This is a genomic window from Rickettsiella endosymbiont of Aleochara curtula (assembly GCF_964030935.1).
GTDB lineage: Bacteria > Pseudomonadota > Gammaproteobacteria > Diplorickettsiales > Diplorickettsiaceae > Aquirickettsiella.
In genome coordinates this window covers 1,142,075-1,160,747 of sequence record NZ_OZ034990.1, presented here as the reverse complement: position 1 = coordinate 1,160,747, position 18,673 = coordinate 1,142,075, and the positions used below count along the sequence as shown (strand labels likewise).

Sequence of the window (18,673 nt, the reverse complement as noted above, 5' to 3'; positions counted from 1 at the left end):
CATTAATGGAGCAAATCTTGGTTATAGTCGATGGCGGGATAATGAAAAGGGACCACGCCATCCGGTAAACCTTGTAAAAATTGTTGAACCTCTGGATCTTTATCAATATGTACTTTTTCGGGGGTACCGTGACCAATAATTTTCCCGCTAGCAATTACATAAATATAGTCCGCTATACTTAGTGCTTCTTCTACATCATGAGAAACTAAAATGGTAGTGATACCCAAGGCTTTGTTTAGATCAGAAATAAGTTTAACGATCACGCCGAGAGCAATGGGATCCAAACCGGTAAAAGGCTCATCATACATGATCAGTTCCGGGTCTAGAGCAATTGCCCGCGCTAGCGCGACACGCCGTGCCATGCCACCTGAAAGTTGATTAGGCATAAGATTTTTAGCGCCACGCAAGCCAACGGATTGTAACTTCATCAATACAATATCACGAATCATAAAATCAGGTAGCTCGGTGTGTTCTCTTAAAGGAAAAGCAACATTTTCGAAAACACTTAGATTGGTAAATAAAGCGCCACTCTGAAATAAAATACCCATTTTACGACGTAATTCGTACAGCTGAGCTCGTGACAGTTTATTAATTAACTTACCATCTACTTGGATATTGCCACGTTCAGGTTTTAATTGACCGCCTATTAAACGCAATAACGTAGTCTTCCCACACCCACTAGGACCCATGATGGCCGTTATCTTACCCCGCGGAATATTTAATTCGATATCGGAAAAAACGTTACGTCCGTTACGACTAAAATATAAACCTCGAATGTTGACGAAATCACTCAAGTTATTCGTCCCCTTTTCTCACTTTTTCTATCAGGTAATCAGTAACCTGCAGAAAGCGCGTGGGATCTCCACCTATCATGCTGGGATCAACTTTATATCGATTATCAATAACTAATGTAGGTGCGGCAAGAATTTTATCTTCTTGCATCAACGTATCACTTCTCAATAATTGCGCATCAATCCCTGGCGAAAAACTAGCGATACTTTCAAACTCATGCTGTTTAACACCATGCTTTATAAAGAATTCTTCTTGCAGTTTAGGGTTTGATAAGTCTTGCCCTTCAACATGGATAGCTTTAAATATAGCGGGCGTCAATTCTTTTTCGACTCCTAACATCTGGGCAATATAATAGGCTCGCGCCAAGCTGCGCCAACTTGGTTGAAATACTATCGGTACGCGCTCAAATTTTACGTAATTTGGCTGGGTAGCAAGCCATTTGTCCAATGTTGGCTCAAAATGATAACAAGCCGGGCAAGCATAACTAAAAAACTCAACCACACGCACTTGCGTTTTTGGCATTGATTTCGGAATAATCTCCGATCTAGAAATAATCTCATAATCTTTCCCGGCTACAAAACTCCGCGGATGGGAAGTTTTAGAATTATTATTCATTTTTCCACAAGAGATTAAAATAATAGATAAAGCTAAAAACAATAGGCTACGTAATCCCAATCTAAACATACAGCCCCTCTTTTATAATAAAATATATTTTTCGCACCTGAATTTTTGTCTGTGTTTCCGCTCAACCCACATCCTTTAAGCTTGTATGCACACATACATGCACACATAGATTGCTGCACTTGCCAAAAATCCGATTGCTGTGAGCATACTAAAGCAACTCGACCTCTTCCAAAACTATCATTTGTCTTTCTTTCCAGTTAAATGGCCTCTTAAGGTATAGCATGTAAATCCCTTTTTCTTAAGGACATCGAGATAGTCGCTAAACAAACTCCATAGATTTTATAGTAGGTCTTATAAAAATGGCCAAGCATAACACAGCTTATCAAAAAACGTTAAGCAGGAAAAACAGGGGCTGAGCGCTAGAATGTCCAATTTTGGAGGGTTAAAATTTAATTTCAGTTTACCAAGTAGGTAAAAAAATCTTTTTTCTACCCAATTTTAAAGTTTTTTGCACATTGAATAAGTAGGTGAGCACATAGTATAGTTTTAAAAAGATAGTATTTTGTCATTTTTTAGATAACTAGTCGAGTCTAAAAGTCTGCACCAGCGAAGACAAATATTTTCTTCATAGAATGCAATAAGGATTTAAACAATATAAATAGCTCTTATTAAACTATTTTTTTATGGAGATACACTATGCGGAATATATCCGAACAAATACGTTATCAAATAATTGCCCAATATCGAGATAATAGCATTTTGGTGAATATTCTTGGGCAGGGATTATATTTTATGCGCACAGCCCAGCAAATTTTTACTGCTCCTACGCTAATCGATGGTTTCTCACAAGAAGAAGCGGCGTTGATAGGCTATATTGTAGGTTCAGAAAATAATAAAGACTAAAGGATCTCAGTTGCTTGCTTATTAACGAGAAATTGCATGCTGTTTTACCTTATGTCAAAGTAACTCTACGTTCTGACCAGAGGAGATCATAGTGATAACACAAAATCAGGAACTGTTAAAAATTAAAGTGGCTCGGGCTGCATTAGATTATATAAAAGCTGGATCTATTCTAGGTATAGGAAGCGGTAGCACTATCAATCATCTTATTACCGCGTTAGCTGATATTAAGCATAAAATTGAAGGGGTAGTGGCCGCTTCAGTCGAAACTGAAAAGCGTTTAAAACAACTTAATATCCCGGTGTTAGATCTAAATGCCGCAGGAGAATTAACGCTTTATATAGACGGGGCCGATGAAGTTAACCCACAACTGCAACTTATAAAAGGTGGTGGTGGTGCGTTAACGCGTGAAAAGATTATTGCTGCTGCAAGCAAAAACTTTATTTGTATCATTGATGAAAGTAAATATGTTGGGGTATTAGGACAAAAAAGTCTCCCAGTGGAAGTTATCCCTATGGGACGCAGTTACGTTGCTAGGGAATTAGTAAAATTAGGAGGGTTTCCTATTTATAGAGAAAAATTTATCACCGACAACGGCAACATTATATTGGATACTCAACATTGGGATTTTACTGATCCCATTAAACTTGAGCGTTTACTTAATAATATTCCAGGTATCGTTTGTAATGGATTATTTGCTCAGCGTCCTGCAAATATATTACTTATGGCGAGCAAAAATAATATTAAAGTCTTTGAAAAATAACGTGCATTAATAACGGTAATAATCCGATTTATAGGGCCCTTGTGGTTTTACTCCGATGTAATCAGCTTGTTCGGAAGTTAGCTCGGTTAATTTAGCGCCCACCTTCTCTAAGTGTAAACGAGCCACTTGCTCGTCCAGCGCTTTCGGCAGCATATATACTTTCCCTTTTTCATAACGATTATTATATTGCCATAATTCAATCTGAGCTAAAACTTGATTGGTAAATGAGTTAGACATTACAAAACTTGGATGTCCTGTCGCACAGCCTAGATTAACTAAACGACCCTCGGCAAGTAATAGTAAACGTTTTTTATTGGGAAAATTTATCTGATCAACTTGTGGCTTAATATTTAACCAATTAAATTGACGCAATCCAGCCACATCTATTTCAGAATCAAAATGACCAATATTGCAAACAATAGCCAGATCTTTCATCTCTTGCATATGGGATAAGGTGATAACATCTTTATTTCCGGTAGCAGTTACGAATATGTCTCCTAGTTTTGCTACATCATCCATGGTTACCACACGATAACCTTCCATGGCGGCTTGTAATGCACAAATAGGATCAATTTCGGTAATCCAAACAGTCGCACCATAGGAACGCAGACTCTGAGCGCATCCTTTCCCTACATCACCATAACCACACACTACAGCAATTTTTCCCGCGATCATAACGTCAGTGGCGCGCTTCAATGCGTCAATTAAAGATTCTCTGCAACCATACAAATTATCAAATTTAGATTTTGTTACGGAATCATTCACGTTTATCGCTGGAACTAATAATGTTTTTTCTTTTTGCATTTGATAAAGTCTATGTACTCCCGTCGTAGTTTCTTCGGATACTCCTTTAATAGACTGCAAAAGTTTGGGATGCTTCTCATGGAGTAATAGAGTAAGGTCGCCACCGTCATCTAATAATAAATTTGGTGTCCATCCATCAGACCCTATTAAAGTTTGCTCAATGCACCACCAAAATTCTTCTTCGGTTTCTCCTTTCCAAGCAAAAACAGGAATATTTCGAGCAGCCATCGCCGCAGCAGCATGGTCCTGTGTAGAAAAAATGTTACAAGACGACCAACGCACTTCTGCGCCCAAATCAAGCAATGTTTCAATTAACACGGCTGTTTGTATGGTCATATGTAAACAACCGGCAATGCGCGCACCTTTTAAAGGTTTTTCGTGACCATATTTTTTGCGTAAAGCCATTAAACCAGGCATTTCTGTCTCAGCAATGGTGATTTCTCGTCGTCCCCATTCTGCTAAACTCAAATCAGCAACTTTATAGTCAGCAACATTAGCCTTTAACTTTTCTATGATCATAAATACCTTTCTAAATAAGACAAAAATTCAATTGTGAAGAGTACATTTAAAATTCCGTTACTTGTTTGATTTCATGGTTTAATAAAGCTGCGCGCAATAATTCCGTCTTATCGGTTCGCTCCCAGGGAAAATCTTCGTTTTCTCGGCCAAAATGACCATAAGCTGCCGTAGGTTTATAAATAGGCCTTAATAAATCAAGCATTTCAATTAAGCCTCGTGGTCTCAAATCAAAATGCTGTTGAATTAACTCAATAATACGTTGATCCGGTAATTTACCCGTACCAAATGTATTAATATTTATGGATGTGGGTTGCGCAATACCAATAGCATAAGAAACTTGTATTTCGCAGCGATCGGCCAAGCCTGCAGCAACGATATTTTTGGCAACATAGCGTGCAGCATAAGCGGCTGAGCGATCGACTTTACTGGGATCCTTCCCTGAAAAACAACCTCCACCATGACGTGCCATTCCGCCATAAGTATCCACAATAATTTTACGCCCTGTTAAACCTGTATCACCTAAAGGTCCGCCAATAACAAAACGACCCGTAGGATTTATGTAATATTTTGTAGTTTTGGTTAACCATGCTGCTGGAAAAATAGGCTTAATAATTTCTTCCATGACGGCTTCTTTAAGATCGGCATAAGCAATATCGGGCGCATGTTGAGTAGAAAGCACTACCGCTTCCACGGCAATAGGTTTAGCATTCTGATAACGTAAACTTACTTGGCTTTTAGCATCAGGTCGCAGCCAACTCAGACTTTTATTTTTACGTAACTTCGCCTGACGTTCCATCAACCGATGTGCGTAAGTAATAGCCGCGGGCATCAATACCTCGGTTTCATTACTTGCATAACCAAACATTAAACCCTGATCGCCTGCGCCTTGTTCAAGTTTCTCAAGCTTGTCTACTCCCTGGGCAATATCAGGTGATTGCTTACCGATAGCGGTCATAACGGCACAGGATTCCCAGTCGAATCCCATCGACGAGCTGTTGTAACCTATCTCTTTTACAGTTTCTCTGACGATCTGTTCTACATCAACCCAGGCTGTTGTTGTTACCTCGCCCGCTACTAATACCATACCTGTCTTAACTAGGGTTTCACAGGCAACTCGGGCATTTTTATCTTGAAGTAAAATGGCGTCTAAAACTGCGTCTGAAATTTGATCGGCAATCTTATCTGGGTGTCCTTCCGATACTGATTCCGAAGTAAACGTTGTGTAATTATCCATTTTTTATTCTCAAACTTGAAAAGAAAAGTATGATTAAAAACTGAGCTTTAAAGCTAAAAAAGAAGTATATACTAGCGAATCTTTTTTAAAATAGCCAATTAAGATATCGGCTGGATCAATTTAGTACCGCTCATGACTAAGGACGTGGCTCACGCATTAGAAATGTAGTGATAAAAGCTATACAAAAGCCTATCGGTATAATGAGTAAAGCGCGATGATAATCGCTAGGAGAGTAGATTCTAATTTGATTTAATACCGTTCCTTGAAAATTAGCATCCATCAGCCAACCAAATAAAGGCTGAAATACCGCATAACCCCCTATCGCCATAAAAGATACGACACTTACTGAAGTTGCAGTTATGCTCTTTGGATTACTGGCGGCAACTAAGGGGTAACTCAAAACCTGACTACTGGTAAAAAATCCTAAAGCAAAAAATAATAAAGCGATGGTTACTATAGAAAAACCCGGTATACAGATAATCGTAATAACTAATAACTGGGAAATTATCACGCCTAACATCATCAGCGGAACACGTTTTTGAATTTTATCAGAAAGCCATCCCACCACTGGACCACCAATGATCGTGCCAATAAAAAGTAGACTAGGAGCAAATGAAGCTTCTGTTGCGGAAAAATGATCTGCTTGTTGCAAAAATAAGCTTCCCCAGATAGCACCTAAAAGGGCAACGGGTAAATTAAGCAAGGAAACATAAAGCCCACATAAACTATTTTGTGGATTTAAATAAGCGAGTCGCCAACTTTTTAAAAGTCCTAATTTAGAGAGTTCTTGATACGACTTTTTTTGCTCCTGATGTAGATTAACTGGATAATCTTGAACAAAACTAAAAATTATTAAGAAAATAACAACACCTAAACTGGCATCAAAAAATAAAGCATGGCGCCAACCCACTAATTCTACCAATAAAGTCAGCGGCGTTTGCGCTACCATACCCCCCATCATAGCCATCGTGACGATTAAGCCACTGACTAATGCCATATTTTTTGCGGGAAACCAACGCGATGCGAGTCGAATACTGCTTAGAAAACAAAAAGCGCTGCCAATACCACTCATAAAACGAAATACAGATGCCCATAGAAATGAACTTGTCATTGCAAAAGCAGCAATGCCCACAATGCAAAGAAACAAAGAAGAAAGAATAATTTTTCGTGTTGAAAATCGGTCTAGCAAAGCCCCAGCAATCGGTAAAAATAATAAATTGGCATAAAAGTAATAAGCCGATAACTTACCCAATCCAGTTGCATTAAGAGAAAAAGCATGCATCAGATCGGCACTGATAGCATTGAACATATTCATTTGAATAAATTCATAGAAAAAAAACAATGCTGCAGAAAAACAAACTACCCACGGCAGTTTTTTATCCACGATAGAAGCATTCTCATGAACAGCGGAAGTCAGCATAGATTATTCTCGCGAATAAGGTTGGCAATAGGTTTCACGTAAACAACACGCAGCGATTAAACTCACTATAAAAGCTATCGGCATTATAGCCATACCATAATGAAAATTACTGGCTGAATACAAAGGTACGCCTTGTAAAAAGGTTTGGTCCCAATGCAGATCAATTAACCATCCGAATAAAGGTTGGAACACAGCTCCACCACCCATAATTAGTATGGAAGCTAAACTGGTAGAGGTGCCTGTTAAATGTCTAGGATTACTTTCGGCAATCAGCGGATAGCTAATAATTTGTGTGCTCGTAAAAAAACCTAATAATAAAAATAAAATGACTAAGGTGGAGAAATGTAATACGGGTATAAACATAATAGCCAGTAAAATTAGCAAAGAAAACACAGCCCCAATAATCATCAATAATCTTCGTCTACTAATAAAGTCAGAGAGCCAACCTACTAGCGGTGAGCCTATAATAGTTCCTAAAAAAATCATCGTAGCGACCAAGGAAGCTTGAGTCTTCTCAAGATGATGCACTTGGGTTAAGTATAAGCTACCCCATAATGCGCCGAGCAAAATAATCGGTAAATTTAAAAGACAAGTATAAATCCCAGCTAAGCTGTTCTGCTTATTCCGTAAGGATAAACGGATACTTTTCATGACCGAAATAGGCTTAGATGCTACAACATCAGCCATCTTTTTAGATAGTTGATGTTTAGGGTAATCGTGGACAAAGCAGTAAATCAATACGGTGATAAACATCCCTAATCCAGCATTAATCATCACAGCGTTTCGCCAGCCTATTGCATGAACTACCAAGGCAAAAGGGGTTTGGGCCACTATGCCTCCAGCCATGGCAATGGTAATGATAATGCCTATAACGAAAGCTAGGCGCTGTGTAGGAAACCAGCGCGTCGCCAACTTAATACAACTTAAAAAACAAAAAGCATTGCCGATACCCGCTATAAAATGGCTAAAAGCCGCTATCTCAAAGGACTGACTGAAAGCAAATAGAATAGTGGAGAGGACGACCATAACCATCGCACTAAGGATAATCCTACGGATAGAAAAGCGATCAACTAGAATCCCAGCAAATAATAAAAAGATAACATCGGCATAGAAATAGGTCGCTGATAAGAACCCTAATTGGCCGGCATTTATTGAAAAATCATGCATTAACTCTTGGCTAATCGAGTTAAACATACCCATCTGGATAAATTCGTAAAAGAAGAAGAGCGCGGCCGAAAGACAAACCAGCCAGGGTTGAATCTTAGAAAAGCTTAGGCAGTCACATGTTCGTTTTAAGCTAGCTATGGCCATTAATGCCTCAAATAGAGAGTAGACTTATAAACTTCCGTCTTTTATTTTTAGGGACTATTTGGGAAGCGTAGTGTATAGCAAGCTAAGTCTATTGTCCAAACGAATCAAGCATTGAAATGGCTGAAATCAAATTTTTATAAGCCAGCATTATAGCGAGTAGATCCAACTGTTTGGGGAGTTACCATATTGTTAGCACAATAGCCGTTCATATTTTGCTGGGCACTTTTGGGGGTAATAAATAAAGACGAAGAACTAATGATAAGAGGTTCATTTCTCCCAGCATCTAAATTATCATTCTGTCTACTTGATATTACCTCCTTGTTTTTCGGCATAAGCGCTTGAAGACAAGCGTCGTTAGCCTTATTTCTTCTAATTTCTTGTTCGCTATTCGGAACAATTAAATTACTAGCAAAAGAGTTAACAAAACAAGCTCCGGTAGCTACTAGAGATATGATAGTTGTACCTATAACTAGTAGTGCATTCAGGAAGGCGTTTATGGTGACGAAAAAAATTCCAATAACCAGCTTAAAGCTGGTTTTTTCCTGAGTAGAAGTATCCTCAAGCTGTTCCGCAACATTTTGTCGAGTAAAACAAAAATTAAATATTTTTATTGCATTATTGGCTAAAAAGCTACCCACGAGATCACAAAGTTGACTGACTACCATTAAGGTAAATGGCAGTTCTCCGAAAAACGAAGCCCAACCTATAAGAACAGCCGCAGGGCCGAAAAAAGGTACTAAAATTGGGATCCCTGCAAAATATAATGCATATATGCCAACTACAGAAAGGCCAAAAATTAGTAATTTAATGCTGAGACCCAACCAACCAAGAAAAGATAATTTTTTCATGTGATCCAAAGCTTGTTTAGCTAATTTTATTAAAGGTTTTTGTAACAACCAAACAAATCCTTTAAACATTAGAATACTGAGCGCTACTCCTAAACCAACGATTAAAATACCTAGCAAAATGGGTAAAAAAGGAGGGGCGGCCGAAAGGGCTAAGGCGGGAATGATCCCTGCTAAGATGCTTATAAAATTCGTCGCAGTGAAGGCCATCATAGAGACGCCCACCGCAAATGAAACAATGGCAGCAGGTAAAAGCAAAATTTTCTTCAATCTGGATAATTGCGCTCGTTTACCTTCTGGATCGATATATTCAGTGATCCCGCCCATTTTAGCCGCAGAAAGCAAGACTTCTGGAATACTTTTATAAAGATACGAAAAATTAACTCCGAAAACTATCGAGGCACCAATAATACTTATTATGGCGGCTGGGATTAAAGGCATCAGAAAGAAAGTAACAGGAGTCAAACCCATAAAAAGTAAGTAAGCACAGCCTCCGACGGTCAGTCCGCAGGCTAAGGCAGCAAGAAATGCGATAAAAACACCCAAAGCCTGTAGAACTTTATCGGAAAGTGATTTAAAAGATAAAATAGCATTAGCGGCTTTTTTAAATATTTGTTCAATATCTTTTGGGGTTTCGCCATTGATCGAGTTAATACACTCCGCTAGAATTTCGTAAGGCTTTTTTTCTTCTAGCGAAGAAATCTCAATTTTGTTAAATGGATTTGTCCTTTCGTTGTTTCTAAGATCTGTGTCGAACTTTATTTTAAATTGATTAGCCTCATTCCCTATTCTAATAGTCTCATTCCGTAGTCTAGCAACCTCCACCATAAGACCGACACGTATGGCATGACGAATTGATTTATCTATATCCTTTTTGAGCTTGGTAGATTGACGTATCTTTTTAGGAGTTTCATTTTGCTTATCGCCAGCTCTTGTAGAATTTTTAATTTTTTCTCTACTTAATCCAGGATCTTCCCAGGCAACTGCCAAACTCAGCAAATGTTGTAATGTAGTGTTTAGGAGTTCTCTAGCATCATTAAATGAAAATACATCAATTTGATTCTGGATATAATTCTGGCGCTCTCTTTCTAATTGACTTTTATCTTCAAATATTTTTTTATGATTAATATTTAGAATAAAATCCTTTTCGCAACCAGCTCCTAACTGATATAAGTATTTTAAATATTCGGGAAAATCCCCTGAGATTAATAATTGCCTAGCTTTTTTTGCTGATATTAATTTTTCTTTTTCTAAAGGCATTAAAGTTCTCTTTTTTATAGCATTTTTATATTATTTTCCTTCAGGGCATACATAAGCACCGGTCCTTTTTCCATATTTATTATAGATTTGGGAGGCTTAAGACAAGCTTAAGTACATTTAGCCATTTTTATTTGGAAAAACGGGATAACGGGATTTTAGCTATATGCTAAGATAGGTAAAGAATAACTAAATTATGGAAATTAAGAATCGAGTGCCTTAGTGAAATCTCTATCTTTTAAGAAGCTGAATCAATAAGGCTAAAATGCCGTCTACAAACTGAAACATAGCGTTCATTCCCGCCAATCTCTATTTGTTTACCTTGAGTAACCTTATGATTCTCCGCATCAAATCGGATATTCATAGTCGCCTTCCGGCCACAATAACAAACAGTCTTGATCTCGTTGATCTCATCAGCCCATATTAATAAATAGAGACTACCTTCGAAAGGCTCAGCCCGAAAATCACTACGCAACCCATAACATAAGACTGGGATATTTAAACGATCGACGACAATTGTCAATTGCAATACTTGGTTTTTTGTCAAGAATTGGGCTTCGTCGATTAACACACATTTTAATTCATTTTTTTGCTTTAGTGAGCTTTCTACCTGCTCCAATAAATTGTCTTTTGACGTAAATAAATGGGCTTCTGCGTTTAAACCTATTCGGGAGCTGATCCAACCCAACTTATGACGATCATCGATGGCGGGCGCAAACAATACGGTTTGCATACCACGTTCTTGATAATTATAACTCGCTTGCAACAAGGCGGTGCTTTTGCCTGCGTTCATAGCGGAATAGTAAAAATAAAGCTTGGCCATAATTGAAAATTAATGAATGAAGGTTTGGGTTATAATACCTGTAACTATTGCAAATGGGGAGAACCTTATGGCGCTTACACCTTCTAGCATGCTTGCTCTGGGCACCCGAGCACCTGATTTTAAGCTATTGGATACACTTACCGACAAATCATATAGTTTACAAGCTGCTAAAGGGCCAAAAGCCACGGTTATTATGTTTATTTGTAATCATTGTCCATACGTCAAGCATGTTATGCATGAACTCGTTCGTTTAGCTAAAGATTATCAAGTTAAAGACATCGCATTTGTAGCCATCAACTCGAATGATGCAGAAGCCTATCCAGAAGATGCTCCAGAAAAAATGGCTCAGTTAGCTAAACAACTAGGCTTTAGCTTTCCCTATCTTTATGATAAAACACAATCAATTGCAAAGGCCTATCAAGCCACTTGTACACCCGATTTTTTTATTTTTGATAAAGATCTTTTGTGCATTTATCGGGGTCAACTGGATGGATCCAGGCCCGGCAATAAAACGGCAGTGACAGGGAAAGATATTCGCGCAGCTTTAGATAATATCCTTCAAGGAAAACCTGTTAATCCACAACAAATACCTAGTATGGGGTGTAATATTAAATGGAAGTAAATTTTATTTTTAATTTATCTCATCCATTTTAGAGGAATATGTATTTTACTTACATCGCTTTTATTTAAGTGAAATATTTCACCATTTTCTGGAATATTTTCATTTTCTCTTTTGCAGGCATCCTTTAACTTGTTAAATTCGTTGATGCAACTTGAAGCTTGATTAGATAAAAGCAAAACATTATCTAATAAGTCTTCCACTTCTTTATGTCTTTTTAATCTATCGACTATCGCTTGCCTAGAATCTAGAGGGGTTAACGAATTTAAATTAATCGAACGATCCTGTACTTTGCTGTCAAAAGAATTAATATGCTTTTTTATATCATACAATTCATCTATATCTTGGGATTTAGGCTCTTCTTTTTCACTAATTTTTTCAAATTTTTCTTCTAATAAATCTAAAAACAATGCTTCTGATAAACGCACTCTAAATTCTTTTTTTAATAAAAAGATGATCCCAATGTGAATTAAAAAAAATTGCCACCATTTTAAGTTAACCAAAATAGTCTTCATAGACTCAATTGAATGAGATTCAGGAATATTCGAAAATATTTTTTTTATAAAATTTTTCTTAAATTTTTCATTAGTAAAATAATATTCGTCAGATAAAAAATAAAAATACCTTTTAATTAAGCTTTTCTTTTTTTTAAGATTTCTATTTCCAGTTATAGTTTGATTTTTCCTTTTTGTATTAAGCAATTGTCTTATTTCATCAGAAAGTATTTTAAATATTTGACTATTATTATTAGCTAAAATAAATTCATCTAAAAAATCAGGCTCTGAAAATACAATTTTCTTTTTTTTAGCCTGTATATCTAATAAACAATAATTATTATCTAAAGCTAAAGTTTTTTGCTCAAACAGACTTAATGAATCTTCTAAGAAGTTGCTAATATTTTCTCTATTAAAATTTTCCTTAATCTTTATATAATAACTATCTAAAGATCTCACATAATTTGAAACAATACCTAAATTTTTTGAGAAATCATCTATTTTTATTAACGTTTGCTTTATTTTTTCGCTAGAAGTTCGAATATATTCAGAAAAATCAATTAACTCTTTAAATTTTTCATAGTTGATTGATTTAAGGAATCCAGCTAAAAAATCATCTTTGTTTGTTTCAAACAAAAAAGATTCTATAGTCAATGATTGACAAGCGAATGCTTTCTTATAAATATCAATTTGTTTTAAAATGGGTAATATTTTGGGAATTAACAACTTACTATTTTTTTTGCGTTCCCGATTCTTTTTATTATTTCTTATTTTTTTTTCAATTTCAGATTGTCTAGTGTCCTTTATTTCTTTACTAGCAAAAAAGTCAAATTCTTTTATTTTAATTTTTCTTTCTAATCTATTTAAATAAGACCCATGCTTAACTTCTACTCTAGCCAAGCGCTTTAGCTCTTCATCCAACATTCCATCTTGCAATAATTTTTTTTTAATTTTAGTTGAAAGTTCAATTTCTAAATTAATGTCACTTAATCGGTTAATTTCTTTAAAGTATAAATAGGAAGAATTAACATCGTAACCAATTCCATCTTCATCAAACGCAATTATTCGATAAGCTTTACCTTTTTTTTTATTAAGATTATTTGCAAATTGCTGTGAAGAAGCATCGTTTAAAAAAAGAGATTGACTTGATAAACCTGTTTTTGTAGCCAATTTAACTGTAGATAGAATATTAGATTTAGTTTTAATGGTTTTAGAAATATCTGATAGAGCTTTTCCACAGGATAGCACTAATTTTTCCGGTATAACTCTAAAAAATCTTGTAGATTCACCAGATTTACCAATAAATTCATTTAATGCCACTTTGGCATCCGCATCGTTAGTTTTAGTGTATGCTTTCACATAAGAAGCAATCGATAATATTTTCTGGTCTTGTAAACTGCTCCAATTATTTATTAAATTTATCAAACAGTTCTCTATTAAACTTGTCTTTTCATTATCAGAGTCTTTTTTTAAAAATTGATGAATTGTATCAATAATAATTGCTAATAATTGAACATTGTTTAACAGAAACTCGCTATTGATTTGCTGTTTAAGCCATACCTGAATCTGATGTAAGTTTTTAGAAGCTTGACGATTTGCTATTTTATCAAAAATGTCTTCACGTTGCTCTTCAATTTTTTTAATAATAGCGTCTGATTCAGTTTTAAGAGTCATTTAAATTCTCTTTATTTATTTTTTTTATTATAATTTAAATCAATGGAATTTTATTTAATTTTTCTACCCCACAATAGTAGATTTAAAGCAATAAGTTCACATTTATTTTAAGACGATTTAATAAATAGTCTCGTATCGTTTCAGATTTTTTTGAAGCATCGATCTCATTTTGCAGCCTTTTTTCATTCATAGTTTCCCCTAAATTTTTAATTATATTTTTTTAACTTTTAATTTATTGCAAGTATTGAAGTAGATTACATGCAACGAGTAGGTCTAGGCAACCCAGCCAGCTTACTTGCTTGCTTAAGTATACCTTTTGGAAATAGATTGTTTAGATAAATACTACAGGCTTTTTCGGGGCCTAATTGCACCGCTAATTGATTAACTAAAATTCTAATCGGCGGCGTTTTATGGTACTGCTGATAAAAATTACGCAAAAAATAGATCACATGCCAATGATCTTTAATGAGTGATAATGACTCATCTTTGGCAATCCTAGTGGCTACTTCCTCATGCCAATCAGCGGAATGAACCAGATATCCAAATTGATCAGTTAAAATTTTCTCGCCATTAACTATTAAACTAGCCATGTACCACCTGCTGCCAGCACAATGCAACAAAATATACTCTTCGCACTTAACATTGCCTGCGTTGCCTACTCAATTCGCATCCTCATGTATATCTAATACTCCGGTTGCTCATTTTTACGGCGCCTTGCCAAAATTCTGATTGCTGCGTAGCTTTCTTAAAAGCTGAGATAAAGCTTTTTAGGTAGCTTTTTTGTTCCTGTTTATTATTCTTTAAAGGATAGTTGAGAAGCTTTTTCTGATCCAGCCAGGACAAGGGCTGAACTTTACATAGGGGCAAAAACACACAACTCGTAAATAAGTATATATTCTTTACCTGTGTTGCCAAAAATCTAATCGCTGAGAGTATAGCTATCTAGAAAATTTATTTTACCTGCGCGACCTGGTTTAAACTCAGGTCGCTATTGCAATATACTAATCTCGGTTGCCGCTGAATGCGCCTAGTAAGTTTAATAAACTTAAAAAGATGTTGTAAAGTGATACATAAAGTGTAACGGTAGCCATAATATAGTTAGTTTCGCCACCATGAATAATTTGACTAGTCTGTAACAAAATTATACCTGATGATAATAATATGAACACCGCCGATAAGGTGAGCATTAGGGCAGGTATATGAAAGAATAATGTTCCGATGCTAGCCAGAAAAGCGACGATCATACCAACCATCAAAAAACTTGACATGAAACTGAAGTCTTTTTTGGTGGTTAAAGCATAGGCAGATAGAGCAAAAAAGATGAGGCCCGTAGCCCCCAATGACATCATAATTAATTCATGTCCATTGGTAAATCCATGGATATAGTGATTTAAAATGGGACCTAACGTGTATCCCATGAATCCAGTTAGACCAAACACAGAAAACAAGCCCCAAGCACTATTACGCGTAAAATTGGTTAAAAATAACAGGCCAAAATACCCAATGAGTGTAACAAATGGATTTAAAGGTGGCGCGTTAATAAACATCGCGATACCAGCGGTTATTGCACTAAAAACCAGCGTTAACCCTAGCAAAATATAGGTATTGCGTAAGATTGTATTTGTAGCTAAAACGGATTCCAAGCGCGGATTTAAAAGTATTTGATCAGAAGCCATATCACTCCCTCGTAAGTCTAAAATTTCACCTATTCTACCACAAGCAATTTTACGCTAAAAGACGAAAAGGGCTAATTTTCCTAACTATACTCACAGCAATAGGATTTTTGGCAAGGCGCCGCGAAACCGAAACAACCGGAGTGTATTTTAAGATACATGCGGATTGCGAGTTGAGGGGGAACACAGGCAATGTCTAGTGCGAAGAGTATATAATTTATTCCCATAAAGGGTATTTTTCCAAAATAATCGGCATTTTGAAAAAAAGATGGGCTAGGGCGGAAAATGCGGGCGTGTAGTCTGAAACATAAAATTTCTTTTTTGGAGAGTTGGATGAAACAGCCAATAACTTGCGTTCTTTCAGTATGTTTCTTACCACTTCCGCGACAATATCCGTTGAGTCGATAATGGCGGTGGCATCATTATAAAATTGCTTGATCTGCTGTTTAATTAATGGATAGTGCGTACATCCTAACACCAAGGCATCCAGGTTATGGAGAGCTGACTCATTCAGATAAGACTGAATAGCGTCGCTCATAATCGCTTGGTCTTTGAAGCCCTCCTCAATTAATGGCACCAGCAAAGGTGTAGCCAGTGTATTTAATCGTATATTAATACCCAATTCATCTAATTTTTTTCTATAGATATTAGAGTTAACGGTTTGTTTTGTACCAATTAAACCTATGGTTTTATCGATGTAATTTTTGGCTAAAAATTCGATCATCGGATCAATCACGTCGACCACAATCGACTTACGACCTACATACTCTTTAACAAGCTCATAAGCTACCGCTGAGGCTGAATTACAAGCAATCAATATAAGTTTGCAATCTTGCTTAAGCAACATATCACAAATTTTAATGGAATAGGCTTGTATAGCTGCAGCAGACTTATCACCCCAAGGGGCATGAGCCGTGTCGCCAAAATAGATAATAGATTCATGCGGCAACAGTTTAGTTACGGCATGAGCGACGGTGAGGCCACCAATACCGCTATCGAATATGCCGATAGGTTGTGAATAATTAGTAGACATATTGATACTTTAATAAATTAATAAGGTAATACCTAATATGAAAAGAAATAATGCAAAAAATCTTCTCAAAATATTCCCTGCAATGCGCTTACCTAATCCTGTACCTATAGGGACAAAAAACACACTTCCTATCGATATCCCTAGCACTGCGGGCCAGTAGACAAACCCAACGCTACCGGACGGAAGATTATTAGCGTGCAAACCGGTTAAAGTGAAGGTGATTGCTCCTAAAATGGCTAATAACAAGACACAGGCTGAAGAGGTGGCAATGGCGTGATGTGTAGATAACCCCAAACGTAGAAAAACCGGGACTGAAATAGCTCCTCCGCCAAGGCCCAACATTCCTGAAATAATACCAATAAAAAAACCTATCGACCATTTCTTCAATGTATTTAAGACAATGATTTCTTTTTTAATCGCTGGGCTTCTATGAAAATATAGTTTGAATGCGACTGAAAATAGAAATAAGCTAAATAATAATTTTAAGGTTTGTGTCGATAATAATAAGGCCAATAAGGCCCCTGTTATTATACCGACAATCATTCCTGGAACTAACTGTCGAAATAGCGGCCAATTAATAGAAAAACTGCGCTGCTGATGATAAACGGCAATAAGTGAAGTAAAAATAATAGACGTCAATGCTGTGCTTGTCGCCATATGCATTTGCAAATGTTCAGGAATATTTGCATGTGAAAAAATGGCAAGCAAGCCTGGAACTAAAACTGTTCCACCACCTATACCCAATAATCCCGCTAAAAATCCAGCTAACAATCCTATCGCTACATATAATATAAAAAGCATTTAATGGCCAAAAAATAGTTAGTATACTCTTCACACTTGACATTGCCTGCATTGCCGCCCAACTCGCAATTCTCATGTATCTTGAATACATTCCCGTTGCTTTTTTCTCGCGGCGTCTTGCCAAACACCCAATTGCTGTGAATATAGATTTACTATGTAAGAGATTAAGCCAATGGAGTTATTAATTTAGCAAACTAAAGATTGCTCACAAGGAAATTTTTTTTGTCCTTGTTCAACTTGCAAAGTAATATGTTGGATATGAAATTCCTTAGCCAAAACTCGATTAATCTTTAAATATTCCTCATCCGATAAGCCACCCTCAGGCATAATCAAATGCGCAGTCAATGCTGTTTCTTGCGTACTTAATCCCCAGATATGCAAATCATGAACCCCTTGAACCCCAGGTAATTCTTTTAAATAATTATAGACTGCTTTCTGATTTACTCCATAAGGCACTGCTCCTAATATTAGCTCTACCGAACGACGTAATAAATTCCAACTACCCAAAGTGATAATAGCAACTATTAGCAATCCTACTATTGGATCGACCCATAACCATCCGATAAAATAAATGATGGCGCCTGCTAATACAACACCTAAAGCAATAAGAGCATCATAGGCTAAATGTAAAAAAGCCCCTTTAATATTAAGATCAGTTTTACTTTGCCGCATAAATAATAAAGCCGTTCCTCCATTGATTAACATCCCTATAAAGGCAACGATCATCACAATAACTTCATTAATTTCTTTTGGGTGATTAAGTCGATTAATAGATTCATAAACGATTAACGCAGAGGTTAAAACAAGTAACAAAGCATTGGCTAACGCGGCTAGAATAGTTAATTTTTTATAACCATAACTATAACGTTGCGTTGCGCGGCGTTTGACTAAAACGCTCGCTCCCCATGACATTAACAAACCTAAAACATCTCCAAAATTATGAACCGCATCTGACAACAAGCTGACCGAATGGGCAATAAATCCATAAACGACCTCAGTTAATAAAAATCCTGAATTTAATAAAATTGCGACAGCAAAACTTACATTTAAAGTAACAAAAGCAGTATGATGATGGTTGTGCGACATA

Annotated in this window: 17 protein-coding genes; 3 read left to right on the top strand and 14 right to left on the bottom strand. The window is 36.4% G+C overall.

The annotated features are described in order from the left end of the window. Nucleotides 1–2 precede the first annotated feature (2 nt). Together AAHF87_RS05100 and AAHF87_RS05095 are read right to left on the bottom strand one after the other, a co-directional pair. On the bottom strand, nt 3–794 hold the full coding sequence (locus AAHF87_RS05100; RefSeq protein WP_342147443.1) for an ATP-binding cassette domain-containing protein: 792 nt from the start codon (nt 792–794) through the stop codon (nt 3–5). 1 nt (nt 795) lies between these two features. After that, nucleotides 796–1,476 (bottom strand): thiol:disulfide interchange protein DsbA/DsbL, encoded by a 681-nt coding sequence (locus tag AAHF87_RS05095; RefSeq protein ID WP_342147442.1) that lies wholly within the window; start codon nt 1,474–1,476, stop codon nt 796–798. Between the two features lie 636 nt (nt 1,477–2,112). On the opposite strand from AAHF87_RS05095, the gene AAHF87_RS05090 reads away from it, so the two are divergent. Together AAHF87_RS05090 and rpiA are read left to right on the top strand one after the other, a co-directional pair. Further along, the gene (locus tag AAHF87_RS05090) at nt 2,113–2,319 is read left to right on the top strand and encodes a hypothetical protein (protein WP_342147441.1); all 207 of its coding nucleotides are present in this window, start codon (nt 2,113–2,115) and stop codon (nt 2,317–2,319) included. A gap of 91 nt (nt 2,320–2,410) precedes the next feature. Next, on the top strand, nt 2,411–3,079 hold the full coding sequence (rpiA, locus tag AAHF87_RS05085) for a ribose-5-phosphate isomerase RpiA (protein ID WP_342147440.1): 669 nt from the start codon (nt 2,411–2,413) through the stop codon (nt 3,077–3,079). A 6-nt stretch (nt 3,080–3,085) separates the two neighbouring features. Here rpiA and ahcY read toward each other — a convergent pair whose 3' ends face one another. The 6 genes from ahcY to AAHF87_RS05055 form a co-directional block, all read right to left on the bottom strand. Continuing rightward, the gene (gene ahcY / locus AAHF87_RS05080; protein WP_342147439.1) at nt 3,086–4,402 is read right to left on the bottom strand and encodes an adenosylhomocysteinase; all 1,317 of its coding nucleotides are present in this window, start codon (nt 4,400–4,402) and stop codon (nt 3,086–3,088) included. A gap of 46 nt (nt 4,403–4,448) precedes the next feature. Further along, on the bottom strand, nt 4,449–5,636 hold the full coding sequence (gene metK / locus AAHF87_RS05075) for a methionine adenosyltransferase (RefSeq protein WP_342147438.1): 1,188 nt from the start codon (nt 5,634–5,636) through the stop codon (nt 4,449–4,451). A gap of 136 nt (nt 5,637–5,772) precedes the next feature. Beyond that, a complete protein-coding gene (locus tag AAHF87_RS05070; RefSeq protein WP_342147437.1) occupies nt 5,773–7,056 on the bottom strand; it encodes an MFS transporter in 1,284 nt (427 codons plus the stop codon). A gap of 3 nt (nt 7,057–7,059) precedes the next feature. Then, a complete protein-coding gene (locus AAHF87_RS05065) occupies nt 7,060–8,250 on the bottom strand; it encodes an MFS transporter (RefSeq protein ID WP_425287998.1) in 1,191 nt (396 codons plus the stop codon). Nucleotides 8,251–8,501: 251 nt separating this feature from the next. Then, on the bottom strand, nt 8,502–10,472 hold the full coding sequence (locus tag AAHF87_RS05060; RefSeq protein WP_342147435.1) for a hypothetical protein: 1,971 nt from the start codon (nt 10,470–10,472) through the stop codon (nt 8,502–8,504). 235 nt (nt 10,473–10,707) lie between these two features. Further along, nucleotides 10,708–11,292 carry a thymidine kinase gene (locus AAHF87_RS05055; RefSeq protein WP_342147434.1) on the bottom strand — a complete coding sequence of 195 codons (585 nt, stop codon included), beginning with the start codon at nt 11,290–11,292 and terminating at the stop codon, nt 10,708–10,710. Nucleotides 11,293–11,359: 67 nt separating this feature from the next. On the opposite strand from AAHF87_RS05055, the gene AAHF87_RS05050 reads away from it, so the two are divergent. Continuing rightward, on the top strand, nt 11,360–11,914 hold the full coding sequence (locus AAHF87_RS05050; protein ID WP_342147433.1) for a thioredoxin family protein: 555 nt from the start codon (nt 11,360–11,362) through the stop codon (nt 11,912–11,914). A gap of 14 nt (nt 11,915–11,928) precedes the next feature. Here the strand turns inward: AAHF87_RS05050 and AAHF87_RS05045 are convergent, their stop codons facing one another. The 6 genes from AAHF87_RS05045 to AAHF87_RS05020 all read right to left on the bottom strand — a co-directional run bounded on the left by AAHF87_RS05045 (nt 11,929) and on the right by AAHF87_RS05020 (nt 18,672). After that, nucleotides 11,929–14,079 (bottom strand): hypothetical protein, encoded by a 2,151-nt coding sequence (locus AAHF87_RS05045; RefSeq protein WP_342147432.1) that lies wholly within the window; start codon nt 14,077–14,079, stop codon nt 11,929–11,931. 254 nt (nt 14,080–14,333) lie between these two features. After that, entirely contained in the window at nt 14,334–14,669 is a 336-nt protein-coding gene (locus AAHF87_RS05040; protein WP_342147431.1) for a TusE/DsrC/DsvC family sulfur relay protein, read from the bottom strand. Nucleotides 14,670–15,080: 411 nt separating this feature from the next. Then, entirely contained in the window at nt 15,081–15,755 is a 675-nt protein-coding gene (locus tag AAHF87_RS05035) for a Bax inhibitor-1/YccA family protein (RefSeq protein WP_342147430.1), read from the bottom strand. Between the two features lie 214 nt (nt 15,756–15,969). After that, a complete protein-coding gene (gene murI / locus AAHF87_RS05030; protein WP_342147429.1) occupies nt 15,970–16,785 on the bottom strand; it encodes a glutamate racemase in 816 nt (271 codons plus the stop codon). A 9-nt stretch (nt 16,786–16,794) separates the two neighbouring features. Beyond that, complete coding sequence (locus AAHF87_RS05025) at nt 16,795–17,586, bottom strand: sulfite exporter TauE/SafE family protein (RefSeq protein WP_342147428.1); 792 nt, start codon at nt 17,584–17,586, stop codon at nt 16,795–16,797. 186 nt (nt 17,587–17,772) lie between these two features. Beyond that, the gene (locus AAHF87_RS05020; protein WP_342147427.1) at nt 17,773–18,672 is read right to left on the bottom strand and encodes a cation diffusion facilitator family transporter; all 900 of its coding nucleotides are present in this window, start codon (nt 18,670–18,672) and stop codon (nt 17,773–17,775) included. Between the last annotated feature and the right edge of the window lies 1 nt (nt 18,673).

Coding starts and splice junctions, on each gene's coding strand:
- metK (WP_342147438.1), bottom strand. CDS start 5,636: ATGGATAATTACACAACGTTTACTTCGGAATCAGTATCGGAAGGACAC.
- AAHF87_RS05070 (WP_342147437.1), bottom strand. CDS start 7,056: ATGCTGACTTCCGCTGTTCATGAGAATGCTTCTATCGTGGATAAAAAA.
- AAHF87_RS05095 (WP_342147442.1), bottom strand. CDS start 1,476: ATGTTTAGATTGGGATTACGTAGCCTATTGTTTTTAGCTTTATCTATT.
- AAHF87_RS05045 (WP_342147432.1), bottom strand. CDS start 14,079: ATGACTCTTAAAACTGAATCAGACGCTATTATTAAAAAAATTGAAGAG.
- AAHF87_RS05020 (WP_342147427.1), bottom strand. CDS start 18,672: ATGTCGCACAACCATCATCATACTGCTTTTGTTACTTTAAATGTAAGT.
- murI (WP_342147429.1), bottom strand. CDS start 16,785: ATGTCTACTAATTATTCACAACCTATCGGCATATTCGATAGCGGTATT.
- ahcY (WP_342147439.1), bottom strand. CDS start 4,402: ATGATCATAGAAAAGTTAAAGGCTAATGTTGCTGACTATAAAGTTGCT.
- AAHF87_RS05090 (WP_342147441.1), top strand. CDS start 2,113: ATGCGGAATATATCCGAACAAATACGTTATCAAATAATTGCCCAATAT.
- AAHF87_RS05040 (WP_342147431.1), bottom strand. CDS start 14,669: ATGGCTAGTTTAATAGTTAATGGCGAGAAAATTTTAACTGATCAATTT.
- AAHF87_RS05025 (WP_342147428.1), bottom strand. CDS start 17,586: ATGCTTTTTATATTATATGTAGCGATAGGATTGTTAGCTGGATTTTTA.
- AAHF87_RS05035 (WP_342147430.1), bottom strand. CDS start 15,755: ATGGCTTCTGATCAAATACTTTTAAATCCGCGCTTGGAATCCGTTTTA.
- AAHF87_RS05065 (WP_425287998.1), bottom strand. CDS start 8,250: ATGTTTAACTCGATTAGCCAAGAGTTAATGCATGATTTTTCAATAAAT.
- AAHF87_RS05060 (WP_342147435.1), bottom strand. CDS start 10,472: ATGCCTTTAGAAAAAGAAAAATTAATATCAGCAAAAAAAGCTAGGCAA.
- AAHF87_RS05055 (WP_342147434.1), bottom strand. CDS start 11,292: ATGGCCAAGCTTTATTTTTACTATTCCGCTATGAACGCAGGCAAAAGC.
- AAHF87_RS05050 (WP_342147433.1), top strand. CDS start 11,360: ATGGCGCTTACACCTTCTAGCATGCTTGCTCTGGGCACCCGAGCACCT.